The 18,470-nt window shown below is 63.6% G+C and carries 13 protein-coding genes; 3 read left to right on the forward strand and 10 right to left on the reverse strand.

From position 1 onward, the window contains the following. Window positions 1-24: 24 nt before the first annotated feature. From ACIQWO_RS08840 to ACIQWO_RS08880, 9 genes are all read right to left on the reverse strand, one after another. Window positions 25-1,254: a c-type cytochrome gene (locus tag ACIQWO_RS08840; protein WP_402822129.1), complete on the reverse strand. Its 1,230-nt coding sequence runs from the start codon at window positions 1,252-1,254 to the stop codon at window positions 25-27. Then, entirely contained in the window at window positions 1,238-2,650 is a 1,413-nt protein-coding gene (soxC, locus tag ACIQWO_RS08845; protein WP_402822132.1) for a sulfite dehydrogenase, read from the reverse strand. Before soxC ends, ACIQWO_RS08840 begins: the two co-directional genes overlap by 17 nt. A gap of 32 nt (window positions 2,651-2,682) precedes the next feature. Next, window positions 2,683-3,030 (reverse strand): ArsR/SmtB family transcription factor, encoded by a 348-nt coding sequence (locus tag ACIQWO_RS08850; protein WP_402822135.1) that lies wholly within the window; start codon window positions 3,028-3,030, stop codon window positions 2,683-2,685. A gap of 402 nt (window positions 3,031-3,432) precedes the next feature. Further along, window positions 3,433-5,235 carry a ShlB/FhaC/HecB family hemolysin secretion/activation protein gene (locus ACIQWO_RS08855; protein WP_402822138.1) on the reverse strand — a complete coding sequence of 601 codons (1,803 nt, stop codon included), beginning with the start codon at window positions 5,233-5,235 and terminating at the stop codon, window positions 3,433-3,435. 209 nt (window positions 5,236-5,444) lie between these two features. After that, window positions 5,445-6,758 carry an FCSD flavin-binding domain-containing protein gene (locus ACIQWO_RS08860; RefSeq protein ID WP_402822141.1) on the reverse strand — a complete coding sequence of 438 codons (1,314 nt, stop codon included), beginning with the start codon at window positions 6,756-6,758 and terminating at the stop codon, window positions 5,445-5,447. An 11-nt stretch (window positions 6,759-6,769) separates the two neighbouring features. Beyond that, window positions 6,770-7,255, reverse strand: a complete 486-nt coding sequence (locus ACIQWO_RS08865; protein ID WP_402822144.1) for a c-type cytochrome — start codon at window positions 7,253-7,255, stop codon at window positions 6,770-6,772. A gap of 26 nt (window positions 7,256-7,281) precedes the next feature. Then, window positions 7,282-8,079, reverse strand: coding sequence for a BON domain-containing protein (locus tag ACIQWO_RS08870; RefSeq protein WP_402822147.1), 798 nt, complete (start codon window positions 8,077-8,079; stop codon window positions 7,282-7,284). A 120-nt stretch (window positions 8,080-8,199) separates the two neighbouring features. Further along, a complete protein-coding gene (locus ACIQWO_RS08875; RefSeq protein ID WP_039393910.1) occupies window positions 8,200-8,787 on the reverse strand; it encodes a phosphoheptose isomerase in 588 nt (195 codons plus the stop codon). A 131-nt stretch (window positions 8,788-8,918) separates the two neighbouring features. After that, on the reverse strand, window positions 8,919-9,272 hold the full coding sequence (locus tag ACIQWO_RS08880; RefSeq protein WP_402822150.1) for a YraN family protein: 354 nt from the start codon (window positions 9,270-9,272) through the stop codon (window positions 8,919-8,921). A 104-nt stretch (window positions 9,273-9,376) separates the two neighbouring features. On the opposite strand from ACIQWO_RS08880, the gene rsmI reads away from it, so the two are divergent. From rsmI to ACIQWO_RS08895, 3 genes are all read left to right on the forward strand, one after another. Then, window positions 9,377-10,261: a 16S rRNA (cytidine(1402)-2'-O)-methyltransferase gene (rsmI, locus tag ACIQWO_RS08885; protein WP_402822153.1), complete on the forward strand. Its 885-nt coding sequence runs from the start codon at window positions 9,377-9,379 to the stop codon at window positions 10,259-10,261. Between the two features lie 180 nt (window positions 10,262-10,441). Beyond that, on the forward strand, window positions 10,442-10,684 hold the full coding sequence (locus ACIQWO_RS08890) for a type II toxin-antitoxin system Phd/YefM family antitoxin (protein ID WP_402822156.1): 243 nt from the start codon (window positions 10,442-10,444) through the stop codon (window positions 10,682-10,684). Next, window positions 10,671-10,961 carry a type II toxin-antitoxin system RelE/ParE family toxin gene (locus ACIQWO_RS08895; protein ID WP_402822159.1) on the forward strand — a complete coding sequence of 97 codons (291 nt, stop codon included), beginning with the start codon at window positions 10,671-10,673 and terminating at the stop codon, window positions 10,959-10,961. Before ACIQWO_RS08890 ends, ACIQWO_RS08895 begins: the two co-directional genes overlap by 14 nt. 45 nt (window positions 10,962-11,006) lie before the next feature. Here the strand turns inward: ACIQWO_RS08895 and ACIQWO_RS08900 are convergent, their stop codons facing one another. Continuing rightward, a complete protein-coding gene (locus ACIQWO_RS08900) occupies window positions 11,007-18,317 on the reverse strand; it encodes an NEL-type E3 ubiquitin ligase domain-containing protein (protein ID WP_402822162.1) in 7,311 nt (2,436 codons plus the stop codon). Window positions 18,318-18,470 lie beyond the last annotated feature (153 nt).

An 18,470-nucleotide genomic window follows, 5' to 3' on the forward strand; every position in this document is an offset into this window, starting at 1 on the left:
ACATCCGTCGGACACCCTGCCCGCTCAATGTGCACCACGAAGAATCCAGTCGACCATCGTACGGATATCGGTTTCTGCAACCTGTGATTGCGGCGGCATAGGCATGCTGCCCCAATTACCGGCACCTCCGGCACGTATCTTCGCCACCAGTACTTCAGTCGCATTCGACTGCCCATGGTACTTAGCGGCGACCTCCGAGAAGGCGGGCCCGATCTTCTTGTCGGTAACGCCGTGACAGGCCAGACAACCGTTCTTATCCGCAAGCGTTGCTGCCGGTGACGTCGCAGCGGCGGTTTGGGCCGGCGCGTCCGGACTCGCCATACCGAGCGTGGCGAGAGCCGCAGTCCTGCGCACCGACGCATTTTGCGCGGCGGTACCCGACAGCGGCGGCAGCTTCGTATCGACACCACGCACCGGGCCGATGACCCGGTTCTGCGCGGCCAGATCTCCATGTGCGTCGCGGGCGTACGCAGGGAGTGCGGACGTCACGATACCAGCCTCAGGGCAATCCTGCATACACGCCTTGTTATGGGTATCCGGTTTGTCTCCCACGCGCCACATGCCGTGCACACGCGTCATGCCGTTGCGGTTGGGCATCAGTTTCTGCACGTCGCCGATGTTCTTATCCGACAGCACGAAGTCCGCCGGTACGATCTCGCCGAGGTTCAGGATGTAGGCCGTCACCGCGTACACCTCGTCGGGCGTGAGCGAGCGCGGCGCGTTCCACGGCATGGCGCGACGGATGTAGTCCCACATGGTGGAGACCGTATCGACCTTCATGAGCGTGGTGCGCACCGGCTGATTGTTCGCGCGCAGCGAGGCGACGTGGCCCGTCTTGATGTCGTCGGCCGTCGTGCCGCCCACCAGCGGATTGAAAACCTCGTTGCTCTCACCGAACGTGCCGTGGCACGACGCGCAGCGCGCATCGAACAACTTTTGCCCGTCGGCGACCGAACCTTGCCCCTTCGGGAGGCCCTTGAAATCGGGACGTACGTCGATATCCCACGCGCCGAGTTCGGCGGTCGTGGCATCACGTCCGATACCGCCCGGGGCCTTGGTGGGGGATGCGGGCGCCACTGACAATACGGATGCGGCCTTGGCTGCGTGCGCAGGCGTTGCAAACCACGTGGTGACGGTCAATCCCGCGACCGCCAACGCACCGGCCCAGAGCGCGGCAATCGCGGTGGATTGCGCGCGGCGACGCAGGATTCTCATAGACACGCGCATCGGCATACGCTCAGTCGACGTGAACATTGGTCACCTCCCCGTTCGCTGCCACTTGCCACGTCTGGATCGCATTGTTGTGATAGATCGACTTGGTGCCGCGCACTTCGCGCAATTGCCGGTAGCGCGGCTGCACGAAGCCGGTCTCGTCGACAGCACGGCTTTGCAGCAAGGCGGGCGAGCCGTCCCACTGCCAATCGAAGTTAAAGCGCGTGAGGCATTTCGGGAGCACCGGCGATTCGAGCCGCGCAGCGCGCCACGATTTGCCGCCGTCGGTGGAGACGTCCACACGTTTGATCCGCCCTCTGCCCGACCATGCGAGGCCCGTCACATTGAAGTAGCCCCGGTCGAGCAGCGCCTGTCCGCCCGAAGGCGACGTGATGACGGATTTGCACTCCTGAATCGACGTGTACTGACGATGCTGGCCGTCCGGCATCAGATCCACGTAGTGGCTCGTTTCATCCTTGGTATTCCACGGCGCGTCGCCGACTTTGATGCGACGCAGCCATTTCACCCACGACACGCCCTGCACGCCCGGCACCACCAGACGCAGCGGATAGCCGTTCTCCGGGCGCAGCATTTCGCCGTTCATCCCCCAGGCGACGAGCACGTCCGAAAGCGCCGCCTCCATGGAGATCGTGCGCGTCATGCCAGAGCCGTCACCGCCTTCGGCGAGCACGAACTGGCCCTTCTTCGTGTCGGCGCCCACGTCGTCGAGCAACACGGACAGCGGCACGCCGGTGAACTCGCAGCACGACAGCATGCCGTGCGTGTACTGGACGGTCGGCACGGCGGCATTGCCCCACTCCATGCCGGTGTTCGCCCCGCATTCAATGAAGTGCATGCGTGAGACGGACGGCAGTCGCATGATGTCGTCCATCGTGTACACCTTCGCTTCGCGCACGAGGCCGTGCACCATCAGCCGGTGCTGCGTCGGGTCGATCTCCTGCCAGCCCTGATGGTGGCGCTCGAAATGCAGACCGCTGGGAGTGATGATGCCGAACAGGCCCTGAAGAGGTGTGAAGGCGACCGAGGCCTGTGCCGTCTGCGTAAGCCCCGGCGACTGACGCCGTTGCAGGTTCGCCTCGAACTTCGACGGCATGCCATAGGGACGTGCCGCGACCGCTTGGCCAAGCGACGTGGCCCACGGGCGCGGCTCGAGAATCATCGGGTCACCAGCACCCGGCACGCCGTTGGGCGCGTCGGCGGCAAACGCCGCACCGCCCGCGAGTGCCGCGCCTGCGGCGAGGAAACTGCGTTGCAGAAAGCCACGTCGCGAAGGGTTCAACCCGTCGCGCGTGACGTCGGCCGCGAACGTGCCGTCGATGAAATTCTCCGGAGCCCGGCGCAAACGGCCGGCTCGCGATTTGTCATCGCTTGTTTTGCTCACCCCTGTCTCCTCGCGTTTTGTGGCGTCCGCCAGCATCGCGAGGACACTGGCGGGTTACAGCTTATGTATTAGTTTCCGCGTGGCATGAAGCCATCGACGGCACGCTCTGGCAGCGCTTCCTCCTCGATTCGGCCAGCCACCTGCACGCACACGGCGCGACAGATCTCGACCACCCCGGTATCCGCAATCGTGTAGTACACCTGGTTCCCGTCGCGACGCCGCGAGAGCACCCCCGCCTGATACATCGCGCCGAGATGCCGCGACACGTTGGTCTGCGACGAGCCCACTTCCGTCACCACCTCGTTCACCGAGCGCTCGCCCCCGCACAGCGCGTGCAGGATCTTCAGCCGCGTCGGCTCGGACAGCAGGCTGAAGTATTGCGACACCTTTTCGAATACGCGATCGAGTTCTTCCATGACGGTCAGTCTTCAAGTTCGTGCGGAGGCACATAGAATTTCGTATATGCCTAAATACGCATATACGGATAATCAAAATAACGGGCGAAGGAATCAAGCTGCACTGCAACATCTCGGACACCGATCTATCGGCTGCGCGATGATCGAGGGCGTCCGAAAATGCGAAGTTTCCGTGTATACCGCCGGATATAGCGCGCGACGCTGCAATCGACTGCGAGATGCACGTCGTCAGCGGCGTCGGGAGACGCGTCGGAACACACGAAGACAGAGGGAGCGTCGGCATCAGGGAAAAACCTGATAAGAAAGTTGATGAGGGACGACACAAACAACCGGGGCGACGCTCATGCCGCTATTGCACGAGCGTCGCCCCGCAGCATGCTACCGGACCCGGCGGTCCCCCGCTTACTCGAACTGATACGACCAGTTCGCGTTAAAGCGCAGCGGACGGTTCGGCGAGTTGGTCGGCGCATCCGCCATCGGCTTGGCGACCGACAGGTCGAGCGTGTAGTACTTGCTGTCGGAGATGCGCACGCCGAGGCCCACGGAAGCCAGTTGGTTGTGGAACAACTGACCGGCGTTCAGATAGACGCGGGCGGTGTCGAGCAACAGATACGGCTGAATCGTCTTCAGATACCGGAAGTCGGTGCGGAACATGCGGTTCAGTTCGATTGACGCACCCCAGCCCTTATCGGCCGCAATTTCGCCCGCCGGATAGCCCAAACCGTAGCGCTGACCGCCGAACGTGGCCTGCTCGGACGTCGGCAGCGTGTTGCTGCTGTACTGCGCGCCCGCCGAGACGACGACGCCGAAGTCCCACGGCAACACCACGCCTTGCTTGGCGTCGAGGTTGAAGCGCCAGAAGGCGAGATCGTACGGCCCGAGAATCTGCTGGATGCCCGCGGGCTGCGTCGTGTACGACTGGCTCGCCCCCATCCCGTTGAAGCCCTTGAACACGCCCAGCGTGGCGCTGCGCGTTTGCTTCTCGGTCACTTCGTTGTACGCCAGTTGGACCTGCCCGGCACGAACATTCGTCTGCGAGTTGATGTTGTTCGGCGAGTTCGGCACTTCGTAACGGTCGCGCGAGTTCACGCCGTACATGCCGCCGCTGACCGTCAGGCTGCGCTGGTTATTGAGCAGGATCGGGTACGACAAACTCACCGCAACGCGCTTCGTGTCGAGGTGACGCGTGAGGCCCGCGAGCGCCTGATCGTCCGGCTGGCCGCGATAGTGCGAGGCGTCGACCCGCGCCTGAAGCCCGTTCGAGCCCAGTGGCTGCAAGTACGATGCCGAGTAGAACTCCTCGTCGTTGTGTCCCTTCGGCGCGATGGCCGTCAACTGGATCTGTTCGCCCAGCGGCGTGAGCGCGTTGCTCGTGACAGTGAAAACGCCGCGAATGCCTGGGTTGTTATACGAGAGCGACGTGCCGAGCGCGACGGGCTGACGTTGCACATCCAGCGACAGTTCGGTGGCGCCATCGGTCTGCGTGGGCGGTTGCACGTCGGCCTTGATCTTCATGCCGGGTACGAGCGTGAGCAGATTCAGATACCGCTCGAATGTCGCGCGCTTGAGCGGGCGCTCCGCCTCGATGTGCGCGGCGATGTCGCGCAGTCGCTGCTCCGACGGCCCGGGCTTGCCGCTGATCTTCGTGCTGGAGATATACCCTTCGACGATGGTCACGCGCACGAAACCGTCGTTGAAATCCTGCGCGGGGACGAAGGCGAACGACAGCAGGTAGCCTGCGTCCTGATACATCTTCGTGACCTGATTGGCCTTCTCGACCAGATCGCCGATGGTGACTTCCTTGCCCGCCATCGGCGAAAACAGCGCCGCGATCTGATCGAACGGCAGCGACTTCACGCCTTCGATACCGAAACGCTGAGGGGTGATCTTGCGTGCGAGCAACGACTTGAGCGCGTCTTCCTGCGTCGGCGGCTGAATGTGGATGGTGGCCGGTGCGGCCTTGGGCGCTTCGATCTTCGGCAGACTCTGCATCGGATCGCCGCGCACCGGACTGGCGTCGGCCCAGGCGTACTGCGGGCCGAGCAGACTCAGGGAGCAAAGCGATACGGCGACGATCTCGGCAATGCGTACGGCACGGCGGCCAACGGAATTGCGGAGTACGACATGACGATTGCGAACAGACTTGACCGAGTCCCCACGCGCGACGCGTGACGCAAGACGGGACTCTCCCTGGCGATACGCCATCCCTATGCCCCCCAACGCTTATTTTTTCGTGGAGCCAGTGTAACCGCGAGGGGTAAGGCCCCGTCAACGGGGGAAATCGGGGGATTGCAGCGCGCCGACAACACGTGTGTCGGGCGCGTCGGAAGGACGTAGGTTGCGCCGCTTAGAGAATCTCCTCCAAACGCGATTCGACCGTGTCAAACGTCGCTAAAACCCGCCTGAACGCGGCGTCAGGCCAGCATGTCGGCCCAGATGCCCTGCGCCCATGCGAGTCCCAACGCGAATTCCTCTCGCGTGGCCCGTGGCGACGCGCCACCCGTGCCCTGCACCGGCATCATGGTGTGCTGCGCTGCGTCATAGCGATGCACGCTGGCTACGTGCATCGCTTCGGTGGACGAAACGAACGTATAGCAGGTGTTGCTGTAAAGCGGCTCGGGATTGACCGGACGGCCGGATAACGTCGCGACGATGGCTGCCGCGCAGACCTTGCCGTGTTGATTCGCCATGTGACCCGACTTGGGCATTTGGGGCGCGATCTGGATGGCGTCGCCGAGGATGTGGATGTCGGGCTGCGCAGCGGATGCAAAGGTCAGGAAGTCGACGTCGCACCAGCGTCCGTTGGCCGTCGCCAGTCCGCTCTGCACGGCGATGTCGCCCGCGCGCATCGGGGGAATGACGTTCAGCACGTCGGCGCGGATTTCCTCGCCCAGTTCGAATCGGGCCAGCGGCGTCTTGCCGTCGGCCACGACCTCCGTGCAGTTGAACTGCGGGTGGTACTCGACCATGTCGGCGAATTGCGTGCGCCAGACGTCGTGGAACTGCTCCGCTTCGGCCAGGACCTCGTCGTTGGCGTCGAAGATCATCACTTTGGCGCGTGGATTGTGCTGGCGCAGCCATGCAGCCGCCTGACACGCGCGTTCGTACGGCGCAGGTGGGCAGCGGAACGGTGCTTCGGGAATCGTAATGGCGAACACGCCGCCGTCGGGCATGGCCTTCAGCCGAGCGTGCAGCGTCGCGCTCTCGCGGGCGTCCGTCCAGCCGACGGGCAACGCATCGCGCATCGCGGCGTCGTTCAGACCGGCAATGGCGTCGCGACGAAGCGAGACGCCGGGCGCGACGATCAACTTGTCGTAGGCGAGGCTCGCGCCGTCTGCCAGCTTGACCTGCTTGCGCGTCGCATCGATAGCAGTGGCGCGCGTGCGTCGCCAGGCCACGCCGTGCCGCGACACGAGCCGGTCGTACGGCACCGTGAGGTCGCTCACGCGCAGGTTGCCGCCGACGACGAGATTCGATAACGGAGACGAAACGAAGGCGGGATTCGGTTCCACGAGCGTAACGTCGATCGTGTTGCCGGAAAGCACGCGCAGCGCCTTGGCCGCCGTAGCGCCGCCGAACCCACCGCCAACGACGACCACGCGGGCGCGGCCTTTGACTGGCGTCGGCCAAAGGGGCGCAGCGAATGCGGCGGAAGGGACGGACATACCGACCGTCCCGGCGAGGGCTGCCGTCGAACTCAGGCCGAGAAGGAATTGGCGGCGATGCATGCAGGGGCGGCCTATCGGGACGAAGCAGAGGGTTTGGGCTGCGCAGCGAAGTACGCGGCGATGCGCTGCAATTCGTCCTCGCGATAGCCCTTGAGCAGTTGCGGCATCAGCGTTGCGGGGCGCTTTCCGTCCCGCATGGCCTGAAGCGAGGCCATCAACTCGGCCACGGGACGTCCGTCCAGCACGGAGAGCGTCGCCTTCCCCGCACTGACCGGGGCCGACGCATTGTGGCAACTCATACAAGCCATCGCCCAATCGCGCGCCAGCCAGTCCGGTCCGGCGCGCGAAGACTGCGCGGCAGAAGGTGCGACGTACGCCGGTGACGCCGCACGTACGCCCGAAGCAGGCAACGCCTCGGCTGCCGAAGCAACATCCGCTACAGCAAACCCAAGGCTTGCCGTCAAAACGAACGCCGCCGCAATCGTCCGGTTCGCCTTGTGGCGAAAGAGACGATTGCGGCGGCGTGTGTCCGGGCAGTGCCCGGTGAGCATGCGCAAGGAGAAGCTCCGCAGCGCTGCGTCGATCAGTTGCCGGTCTTGTTCGACGGACCCGGCTTGACCGGACCTTCGCTGATCGGCGCGGGCGACGAGAGCGGCTTGGCCGTCACGGTGTCGTTGCCGATGGGCGTGGTCGTGACCGTGGCTGCATTGGTGTCATCCTGCACCGGTGCCGGGTTCTTCTGGGCTTCGGTCGACAGGCGCTGCGCCTCTTCCGGCTTCACGTATTCATACAGCTTGACGACCTTCTGCACGCCGTCGATGCGGCTCGCCACGTTCGCGCCGATGGTGCCCTCTTCCTGCGACACCAGCCCCATCAGATAGACGTCGCCACGCTCCGTCACGACCTTGAAGACATTGGCCGAGATTTCCTTCGTGTTGATCAGGTTCGCCTTGACCTTGCTGGTGATCCACGCGTCGTTCGAGCGCGAGCCGAACGAACTCTTCGGCCCGATGGCCAGTTCGTCGACGATGCCGCGCACGTTGCTGATCTGCTTGACGATGTTCACAGCGGCTTGCTTGGTCGCGTCGTTCGGGACTTCGCCGGTGAGCAGCACGCGACGGTTGAAGACGGTCACGTTCACATGCACGGCGTCGTCGGTCAGCGTGTTAGCGATATTGGCTTCGGCCTTGACCTGAATCTCGCGGTCTTCCGTCTGCGCGCCGACCGAGCGACGGTCGGTGGCAACCAGTGCGCCTGTCGCGGCGCCGCCGAGGATGATGGGGGCACAACCGGCGAGGGTTGCGGTAATCAGGGCTGCCGCGATCAGCGGCTTAATCAGACTTTGCAAACTTTGAACGCTTTGGGCGCGTCGGAAACTCATCGGGCTTTCTCCTTCCAGGATGTTCGGACGGGACGGCCCCCGCCGCGCCCGGTCGGCACCGTTCGCCCCCGCGACCCGGTGCCCGTCACTTGATCTTGACGCCTTAAGATGACAATAGGTTCACTCGTCGCCAAGCAGCATCGAGTCGATCAGGTCGCACAGGCAGTGAATCGTGAGCAGGTGCACTTCCTGAATACGGGCCGTGCGCTGGGCCGGCACGCAGATGTGCACGTCCAGTTCGCCCAGCACGTCGTTGGTCTTGCCGCCACCCTTGCCCGTGAGCGCGATCACGTGCATCCCGCGCTCGTGCGCGGCCTCGATCGCCTTGAGCACGTTGCCGGAGTTGCCCGACGTGGTGATGGCCAGCAGCACGTCGCCTTCCTGGCCGAGCGCGCGGACCTGCTTGGAGAAGATGACGTCGAAGTTGTAGTCGTTGCCGACGGCCGTCAGGATCGACGAGTCCGTGGTCAGCGCGATAGCCGGCAGTTCGGGACGTTCGCGCTCGAAGCGGCCGACGAGTTCGGCGGCGAAGTGCTGGCAGTCGGCGGCCGAGCCACCGTTACCGCACGCGAGAATCTTGTTGCCGTTGGCGAGGGCCTCGACCATGACGTCCGCAGCGGCGGCGATATGGTGAGCCAGTTCGTCGCGCGCGGCCAGCTTGGTCTCGACGCTATCCGTGAAGTGTTGCTGAATTCGTTCGATCGACATGGTCGTTTGCTAGGGTGTCGCAAAAGCTGCCAGCCTTATGTGGGCTGGCGTTCAGATGCCGTCAGTCTTGAAAAACGGCAATTTCGCAAGTGTAACAGGGCCGACGCGCAAGGGTTCGGCCACGGCCCGACTCAGAGGTCGTCCGTCCGAAAGGCATCGGGCAGCCAGTGCACCTCGGGCGGACGCCCGTCGAACGTCACCACATCGAAGCGGCATCGCGCCGCCGGGCGCCTCAGCAGGTAGTGCCGGGCGGCCAGTGTGAGGCGTCGCCGTTTCGCGCGTGTGATGCTTTGCGCCGCGCCCCCGAAGTCGCTGCGCGCACGGGCGCGCACCTCGATGAATACCAGCACACCGGCGCGATCCCGCATAATGAGGTCGATTTCGCCGCCCCGGCACTGATAATTGCGGGCGACGAGCCGCCAGCCGCGCCGCTCCAATAGCGCCTGCGCGCGCCCCTCGAACGAAACTCCTAGCTGATTCGACATGGTTGTTCCGATGTTTTCCGTGACCGGCAACGCCGGTACTGTCCTAATTCCGACGCACGTCATGCCCCGCATGCCGGTGCCCACACGCATGGGAGGCCGATGCGATGGATGAACGTCTGATGTCGCTGGCCGACGGTCAGCACTACCCCGCAGGCACCCTGTATGTGGTGGCCACCCCGTTGGGCAACACTGCCGACATCACCGTGCGCGCCCTGCACATCCTTGGCATGGTCGACGCCATCGCCTGTGAAGATACGCGCAACAGCGCGTTGTTGTTGCAGCGTTACGGCATCGATAAGCCGCTCATTGCGGCCCATCAGCACAACGAGAACGAAGCGGCGACGCGACTCGTGGAGCGCTTGCGCGGTGGCGAGCGGATTGCCTACATTTCGGACGCTGGCACGCCGGGCATCTCGGATCCGGGGGCGCGACTGGTCGATGCGGTGCGCGCGGCAGGCCTCGGCGTGGTGCCGGTGCCGGGCGCGAGCGCGGTGATCACGCTGCTGTCGGCGGCGGGTGCGTGGGTAGAGACGTTCACCTTCGTGGGCTTCCTGCCGTCGAAGTCGCAGCAACGCGCTCAGGCGATTACTGCCCTCTCCGGGGCGACGGCGGCGCAGGTGTTTTATGAAGCGCCGCACCGCATCGTGGAGACGGTGGAGGCACTGGCCGAGGGGTTAGGCGGCGAGCGTCGTCTGCTGATCGGACGCGAATTGACCAAGCGCTTCGAAGACATTCACGAGTGCGCGCTGAGCGAGGGTGTCGCGTGGCTGAAGGCGGACGCGAACCGTCAGCGCGGCGAGTTTGTGCTGGCGGTCTCGGGTGCAGCGGCCAGCGAGAGCGACAACGGCGTGGACGCCGAGGCCCAGCGCGTCCTCGCGTTACTGGTCGCGGAACTGCCGACAAAGAGCGCCGCCAAGCTCGCAGCAGCGATTACGGGCGCACCGAAGAACGCGCTGTACGAGCGGGCGCTGGCGCTGAAAAACGGCTAATCGAGCGATGTTCGGCCGACGCATTCAAGCGCGCGAAAAATCGGAAATCTCTGGTGGGATTCTCGGCCACCCCCCAAAGCCGGGCATCGACAAACGACCTATGATTGGCTCGTTCTCAGGGTCTCGGCCAATGCGCGCAAGCGGATGGGCCGCCTCCTCCCGGGCCTGATGAGACATGACATGAAAATCATCCTTGCCAGCGCATCGATCGGAATCAGCGAATTGAAATCAAACCCCAGCGCCGCCATCAATCGGGCCAATGGCCCCGTCGCCATCCTGAATCGCAACAAGCCGGTGGCGTATCTCGTTCCCGCCGCGGATTGGGAAACGATCTGCGAACGCCTGGACAACGCCGACCTCGCCGACATCATCCGTTCACGTGCCGGTGAAACGCCGGTGAGTACGAAGCTTGACGACTTATGACCTGCAATTTCTCCCTTCTGCCCTCAAGGAATGGCACTCTCTCGATGCCTCGATCCAGCGCCAGTTCAAGACAATACTGCGCAGGCGATTACAGCACCCTCAGGTACCTGGCAATCGATTGAAGGCCATGCCCGACTGCTACAAGATCAAACTTGCCTCAGCGGGCTATCGACTTATCTATCGAGTCAATGAAACAGCCATCACTGTGTTGGTCGTGGCCGTAGGAAAACGAGAGAACCTTAAGGTCTATCGCAACGCCAGCGAGCGATTGTCATAGGTGCGCAAATGCCCCCGGCTGAACCGGGGGCGTTTGCATGAGCGGTTAGCCCTCAAGCAGATCCCTGACGAGCGGACCGTAAAACTCGTGCGTCAGCTCCCGCAAGACGACTGGACCAGCTTCGCGAATCGCATCGGCGTCGTCTTCCATGCCGGTGCCCCTCAGGTGCGCCTTCACCCGCTGCTCGAACGCCTCCGCATCCGCTGTGATGTCGGTCAACGCGTCCTCCGCCTTGGCGAATGCCTCCGGATACTTATTTTTGATGGCTTTCTGCATCGGGGCGGAGTTCGACAGGTAGGCGTCGAAATGCGTCTTCTCCTCGGCCAATACCCGCGCTTTCGCGGCTGCCAGATCCGCCTCCGTCACGCCCGAGATCGCGAAATAACGCATGTCGGTCGCATCGGTCGGCAACGACAGTGGACCGCGCAACTTCACCTGATAAGCCAGATATACGTCGATTTCGTCGCCACCGCCCATCGCCCTGAACTTCTCGCGCGCGATCTGTTCGAGCACTTCAAGGTCGAACAGGCCGCGCATGGTCTCGCGTAGCTGCTTCGGATCGTCGTTGTACACGCCGTTCGCCGCATCGGAGGCCAACAACACCTGCTTCATCTGACCATGAGCGTGCGTTACGCGGTCTTCGCACGACGCGGTCGCGCACAAGCTGACAGGGAACGTATCGTCGCGTAGCGCTTTGTCGGCCTCCAACCGTTCCAGCCATTTCTGCACCCGCGCACGGAACGCCGGCTCGTTGAAATTGACCGTGCGACGCAACCGATCGAGAAATGCGGAAAAGTCCTGCGCGTTCGCCTCCGTTGCGAAAGCCTCCCAAACATCCCGATGCGCGTCCTGCGTCAGCGCGGGGAACCAGTCGAACACGGTATCGGCAAGCGGGCGCGCCTCCAGATGCGCAAACGGATTCGCCATCGAGAAGTAGAGTCGCGCGTCGTTATTGAGTTGCGGACGCGCGGCCCACTGCATGATGCGTTCTTCGGGAATCGGATTCTCTTCCAGGTAAACGTTGAGCCGCCGCGCGAAGATATTCTCCGCCGGGCTTTCGCCACGCCAGCTCGCCACCGACGCCGGAATGTTGGTGAACTGATTTCGGTCCAGATTGAGCGTCTGCAAGTGCGGCGCTTGCGGCAAGCCACCGAGCGTGGCGATACGGTTGTTGCGCACGTTGAGCGTTCGCAGCGTGTTCATGCGATGTTCGGGCGTCACCGGAAGTCGCGTCAGATCGTTGCCCGCGAGATTCAGGTTCAGCAGCTGAGGCAATTCAAGCGGCAGCTCGATTTCCTGAAGGCGTCGGTTGTTCAGGATTTCGATCACCACCGCGTTGGGTAGCGCATTGACGGTGCCCGGCGGCGCAGACGCCACGACGACGGAGCGCAACGCGGAATTGCCGTCCATCCCGATATTGCGAATCCCGTGGCAGCCATAAGGAATGCGGATGGTGTGCGCATTCGTCGCATCGATGACGACAGTGGTCGCGCGTGCCCCTACCGGCACGCTGAAGTCACGCGGTACACGAACGTTTTTAACGATGAACGACGTGATCTTCGGCATTTCCACGGGCAGCGTGAGATCGATGGGGCCGGTAATGTGCAGGGTTCTCAGGTGCGGCATCACCGTCGGCAGTTCAAGACGGCCCGCTTCCGAAGCATGGATAGTCAGACTGCCGATATTGCGCGGTATCCGATTCGGTCCGAACAGCGCCAGCACGTTTTCCGCGTCGACCACATCGAACGACCATGCGGGCGGCACCCCCTCGAGAATGCGCGTCAGTGCGATCTGCTTTACTTGATCGTTCATCAGCTTCCGCCTGAGCGGGTTGTACGTTGTGAACTTCGCCAGGTACGCATTGGCCGCCCTTTGGGTCGGGAATATCCCGGCATCGATCAGCATCTTCGATGCCGGTTTTCGGATATCGATAGGCGTTCGCAGAAACTCAGCCAGCCCCAAGGGCGTCGCGCCGGACAGCAACCGCCGTTGCGCAATCCACTCGCGGGCGTCGCCGCTTACCTGCATCTTCGAGATGTCGAACTGACTCAGGTAATCGCGGACCGCACTATCGCTTGCAAACTCGCCCATCGCGACGAGCATCCGCTCCGCCGTCATTCCTTCGCTCCTGAGCACGGGTATTGCCTCGGTGAGTCGCAGGTACGGATAAGCCCATTCCGGTGTACGTCTCAGCCCCATACGGTCGTTGGCCAAACGCGTGCGTTGAGACGCATCGAGCGCGTCGAACGAGGACAGATATCGCTCCGCCAACTCGGGACTGTCGAAGATCCCCTTGGCCGCCAGCACCTCCTCGGGAGCGAACATGCCGTCGAGCGTCGTCGCATACTTCGCGGCCCACATGGGGCGCTCCCGCCTGGACAATGCCAGGTCGAACCAGTCCCACATGGCAGCATTCGGGAATTCGAACGGATCCCGATTCAGCCGCAATGACGGATCGACGGCACCGACCGATTTCCCCAATACCTCGACCGGCGTCTGCCCCATCATGCCGAAGACTTGCCCACGCTCAGACGCCCGAACGTAGCGGCGCGCCCATTCCGGGACTTTCAGGCCACCGTGCATTTCCTGCACGAGCGCCAGGCGTCGCGAACTCTCGACGCCTGGCGGGAAAACGAAGGCGTCCAGGAAAACACGTGCATCGCGGGCGGACATGCCGAGGTCGATCAGATAATTGACAGGGTCGGCAATCCGGGGACGTTTGGCCGACGTCGGCGCGCCACCGAGCAGTCCGCCGTCGTCCCACTGCCAGCGGCCGTTGCTGAACGTCACCGGCACGCCCGGCCCGTTCACGCGCTGCGGATCACGCACGCGCACTGTCGACCACGCATTGTCGGAGAACGCTTCGAAAACGCGACCGCGGTCTCTGATATAGTCGCGCCCCTCATGTTCGTAACGCACACCGCCGTTCACGGTACCGGCGCGGATCGGCGTCGGTCGGGCAGCGCCGATCTCAATACCGTGACGCGCCAACGTATCGCGTAGATGCCCCGCATCGTCGAACGCTGCACGCTGGCCCTTGACTTGATTCAGCACGTCGTTCACCTCCCCCGCGTTGGCAAAGTGAGTCTTTCCGGCCCACTTGAGCAGACGCCCGGGATTCACGACGCGCAGCGCCGGACCGATATCGAGCGCATCCGCCCACAGGAACGCCACGTCGAGCAGCGCACCGTTCATGTCGCCACGGCGCACGTTCGATACCGCGCTCTCGATATCGATACCGGCGAGCACCGCCGTATCGAGCCCGCACAGCAGGAATCCGGCACCGCCCGTCGTCGCGACACAGAGCGGCATCGCCGCGTATCGAAGCCCCTTCACCACCTCGCGCCAGATCACTGCCCCACGGCTCGTGGTGCTTTCCTGCGCGTTGGAGATGCGGTCAAGCAGACGCCGGTCACTCAAGCTTGCGAAATCGGTCAGCGCCTGCGTCTTCACGCGGGACGCATCGATGCCCTGACCGTGGCTCAACGCTTCGTCGATCACTGCGCGATCCTTGTGGAGCACACGCCCACGCAAGTCGTCGTCATACGGCGACTGATGCAAGACCTTGCGATAGTCATCCAGCGGTAGCCATTCGGTGCCGTAGGGACCCTCCGGCAAGCACACGAAATCGCGGCGCAGTACCTCACCTGTCGCATCGCTCGACGAACGCTTGCGCTGCGTGAACACCAGCAGCCCCGGGATGCGGCGACCGTCGATCGACAATTCGCTGATGAAGGTGTCCCCGTTTGCGACTTGCTGCGGCAAGCCATCGACGAGCGTCGTCATCCACGCGGCATCCTGCTGCCCGATACGGCCGTTCGCGATCTCCTGCGAGAGTGTCACCTGCAGTTGCGAACGCGTCGTGGCTTGCGCCAGGCGACGAAATGTCTGCGACTCGGTGTCGGTCGATGCCAGCCAGTTACGCAGATGTCGGATGAACGCATCGCCTGCATAGGTGGCGCGCAGGTTGCGCTCGAGACTCTGCTTGTACTCGGGCAAGCTCAGGCGAGCCGCGACCTGCGCATTAGGCGCCGAAATCTTCGCGTCGAGCTGGAAGTTGTTCGTGCGCGCCAGCACGTTGTCGCCGTGCTGGCGATAGCCTTCGAGCACCCAGTCCGTCACCGTCATGTTGCGCCCGTTGAAGTCGATGAAAACCCGGTCCGTGTCGATTTCGCCGAGATCGGGCAGCCCTTCACCACGCAGCCCGCGCGTGAACTTGGCGCTCTCCGTGCGACGCGTGAATTCGCGCAGCGCAGGGAGATGCTCGTCCTCGTAAGCCTTGAAGTGACGCTCAAGCGCGGCGGCATCGACCAGTTGCGACGTCAGCCCCGGCACTTTCGCCAACGGTTCGAGCTGTTGCGTATGCAATTCCAGTTGCCGCTCTGCCCAGGCTTGCATACGTTCAGTGAGTCGCTCGCCCTCGTATGCCTCGAACCGGAGGTACTCAGGCTTCCAGTTCGCCGGGTTCTCGGCTTGCGTCCTGAAAAATTTGCGCAACGCGGTGCGGTCGCGCGGCGCGGCCGATTCGAGCGCGACCTGCGGCAGCAAGCGCAACGTGTCGTCACCACCGGCCGTGACCGCCGCCGGGTTCATCTCACCGGCCAACGTGTGGCGCATGCGCGCCACATCGAGGTACTGAAACAGCTCTTGCCGACTGTTGAATACCGACCACGTCTTTTCAATGGGACGGTACAACACGACACAGCTATTCGGATCGGCGTCCGGACTCGGCTTGTCGGTGACGACCAGCCAGGGGACCAGCGGAATCTCCGTCATACCCGGCGGCGCGAGACGCAATTCCCCGACGCTGACGTCCGGCGCATCGCTCATCGCCTTGTGCATCAGATCCAGCGCGCGAATCCACGCGTCCCGGCCTCCCGTCAGATGCCCTTTGAGCTTGGCTTCCAGAATGTCGCGATGAAGTTCGCTTTCAAGGAACGCCGCGAGGTGAATCTTCAGCGACGGAATGTTCGACGTGATCGACGTCAGGCGCTCTTGTGGCGACGTGCGGCACTCGCTGGCACCGAGCAATTCGCGCATGCGCTGGGTCTGGTCCGCTGACGCGGGCACGCCGTCGATGAAGCCTTCGAACTTCTGCGGATCGCGTCGGGTGTCGCCTGCAAGGCAAGCTTCGATAAGGGTTTGGCGCGCGGTGACAGGCGTCGGAATACCAGGGATGGTGGCGGGATACGTGACCGACCATGCGGCGGGTAAGCCGTCGAGCCCCAGGTTCGCGAACGCGGCGTAAATGCCGTCGAGCGGTTGTGCGTCGTTGATGGCTTTCGAGAAGCTGTCGAAGCGCTCGCTAGCCTTTTGCACAGTGTGCACCCAGAGCTTCTGCTCCGACTCAGGCGCCCTCGATAGCCAGTCCAGCGCCGGATCTGTACGCCAATGGGCGGGCAGCGCGCCGAAAAGCAGCTTCTCGTCGTTTGCCAACGCCGATTGCTGGTGCTGAGCGACGGCGTCGATGATCTCGACGACCTGGGCCTTTGTCGCCCGATCTTCCGCTTCCTCGGCGCGCTGCTGTTCCAGCTTCTGCGCGGTACCGCTCTCGTCGACGGCGCGACGGAATCGCCGGTGCGGCAGACCCTCGGCGTCGACGTCGTCCGGCACGTCGAATTCACCGAAATCGTTAGCCTCGCCGAGACTGTCGAAGCCATCGATGCCATCAAATTCGTTCGCGTACACCGAAGCGACATCGTTGAAATCCTGACGCAGCACTAACGTCACACTGGCAATCACTTGCGGCGCGTGCGGGTCGGGCTCACCGTGCAGGATGGCTGAGATGGCATCGAACGTGGACCCCCACGTCCCGTCCTCGTACGCGTGAACGCTGCCCGCAAGCGTGTCGATCAGCGCGCGCTGCAGCGACGTGAGCGAAGACTCAACCAGACCGGCTTGCGAAGCCGGTAACGGTTGCGCGCCCGACGAGCCGCGACTGCGCAACCATTCGAGGCCAGCGTAGCCGGTGTAGAGCGAGGCGCTGCCTAACGTTGTCTTCAATACCCCTGAGATCCACGTCCGGACGGCGCTCTGCGGCGCCTCCACGACCCTCACCGCACCTTCGATGTCAGCGGGCGCGTGAATCGGCCTGCCATCGCGGAACTCTGTGAGCGGCGTGCCTTGCTCCACATCGAAGGATCGGGTGTCGGGTGAATCCGGCGCGAATATCGACGCGACGAACGCGCCGATCGGGCGGCCGACGTGTCCTAGCGCGCGCGACACCGCCTGCAACGCACCGCCATGCCGAGGGGCGGCTGACGTGGCCATCGGGCGTGGCTCGTCGCCCACGAATATGCCGCTACCGCTTTCGTTGCATGCCTGTGCGTCGCTCACAGCGACAAAGCGGCGCGGTTCCGGCAGGGTCGGGGGCGCGAACGGCGCCAGCCCGACGCGTTGTCTGTGTTGGACGGTGCGCTCGCCTTTCGTCAGATGCCAGACGTCGATGGCTTGCTTTAACTCGCGCAATTCGCCGCGCAGCACATCGCGTTTCGCCGGGTTGGGCTCGCTCAGCAACGCTTGCTGTAGGGCGAGCGCTCGTGCCTGACGCCCCAATTGGCGGCTTTGCGTGCCGCCTTTAGTCATGTCCTGCTGTTCGAGCAGCGCGTCGCGTTTGCGACTCAGCACGTCCTGAGCGGCATTCGCCTGCCATTCGCCCAGCGCGACTTCGGCGGGACCGGCGTCGATGCCTCGCATGTCGTTGTTCTCGATCCATGCGCGCGCATCCCGGTTCTCGACTGCCGTGCGCTCAGCCTTGGCCGCACTGACTGGCGTCGGATCGACCGGCGTCGGGCGAAAATTGCCGTACAAGTGCGACAGCACTTCTCGCGTTGCCATCGCCAGCGGCTTTTCCGCGCCGACTTTGCTCGGATCGAATTGCCTGGCGTTCTCCGCTTCCTGCGAGCCGACCCAGTAGCCCACGGGCAGCATTCGCAGAACTTCGTCGGGATTGCGCTGCGGCGCCAGATTCAGCGCCTGTCGCAGTTGGAAGACGATTTTGCCGAAGTCCAGCAGGCGATGTGCGTCGAGTCGTTCGACATCCTTGAGCCACGACGCAAGTGCGTCTGTCGACAGCTCCGGGAAGATGGTGTGAAGCATCGCGCCATGCGACAGGTTGTCGCGACACACACCGATGAGCTGGTTGATGTCGTCGCTGGCCACCCCTGCCGCACGCATCTCTGCGACGAGTTCCTGAAACGCGGTGTCCCGCGCAGCCGAGTTCGTCGGCCCCCACTTGAGCAACGCCGAGAACGCACCGCCAAGCGCCAACCCGACGCCAAGAATCGGGGCACCACCGGTCGCAAGACCGGCTGACGCGCCGAGAACCGCGAAGCACGACAGCACGTCGCGCTTCATAGAGGGCCAGGGATCGTGAGGGGTAATCGCAAGCGAGTGCGCTCCGTCGTCAGAAGGTGCTACGACGACAGGCGAAGATGCATCTAGACACGACTGATGCAACGCAGCCGACGTACTGGGAACAGGGTTTGAGGCGTTAAGCATAAGACACTA

The sequence above is a fragment of the Pandoraea sp. NPDC090278 genome (assembly GCF_044772185.1).
Taxonomy (GTDB): domain Bacteria; phylum Pseudomonadota; class Gammaproteobacteria; order Burkholderiales; family Burkholderiaceae; genus Pandoraea.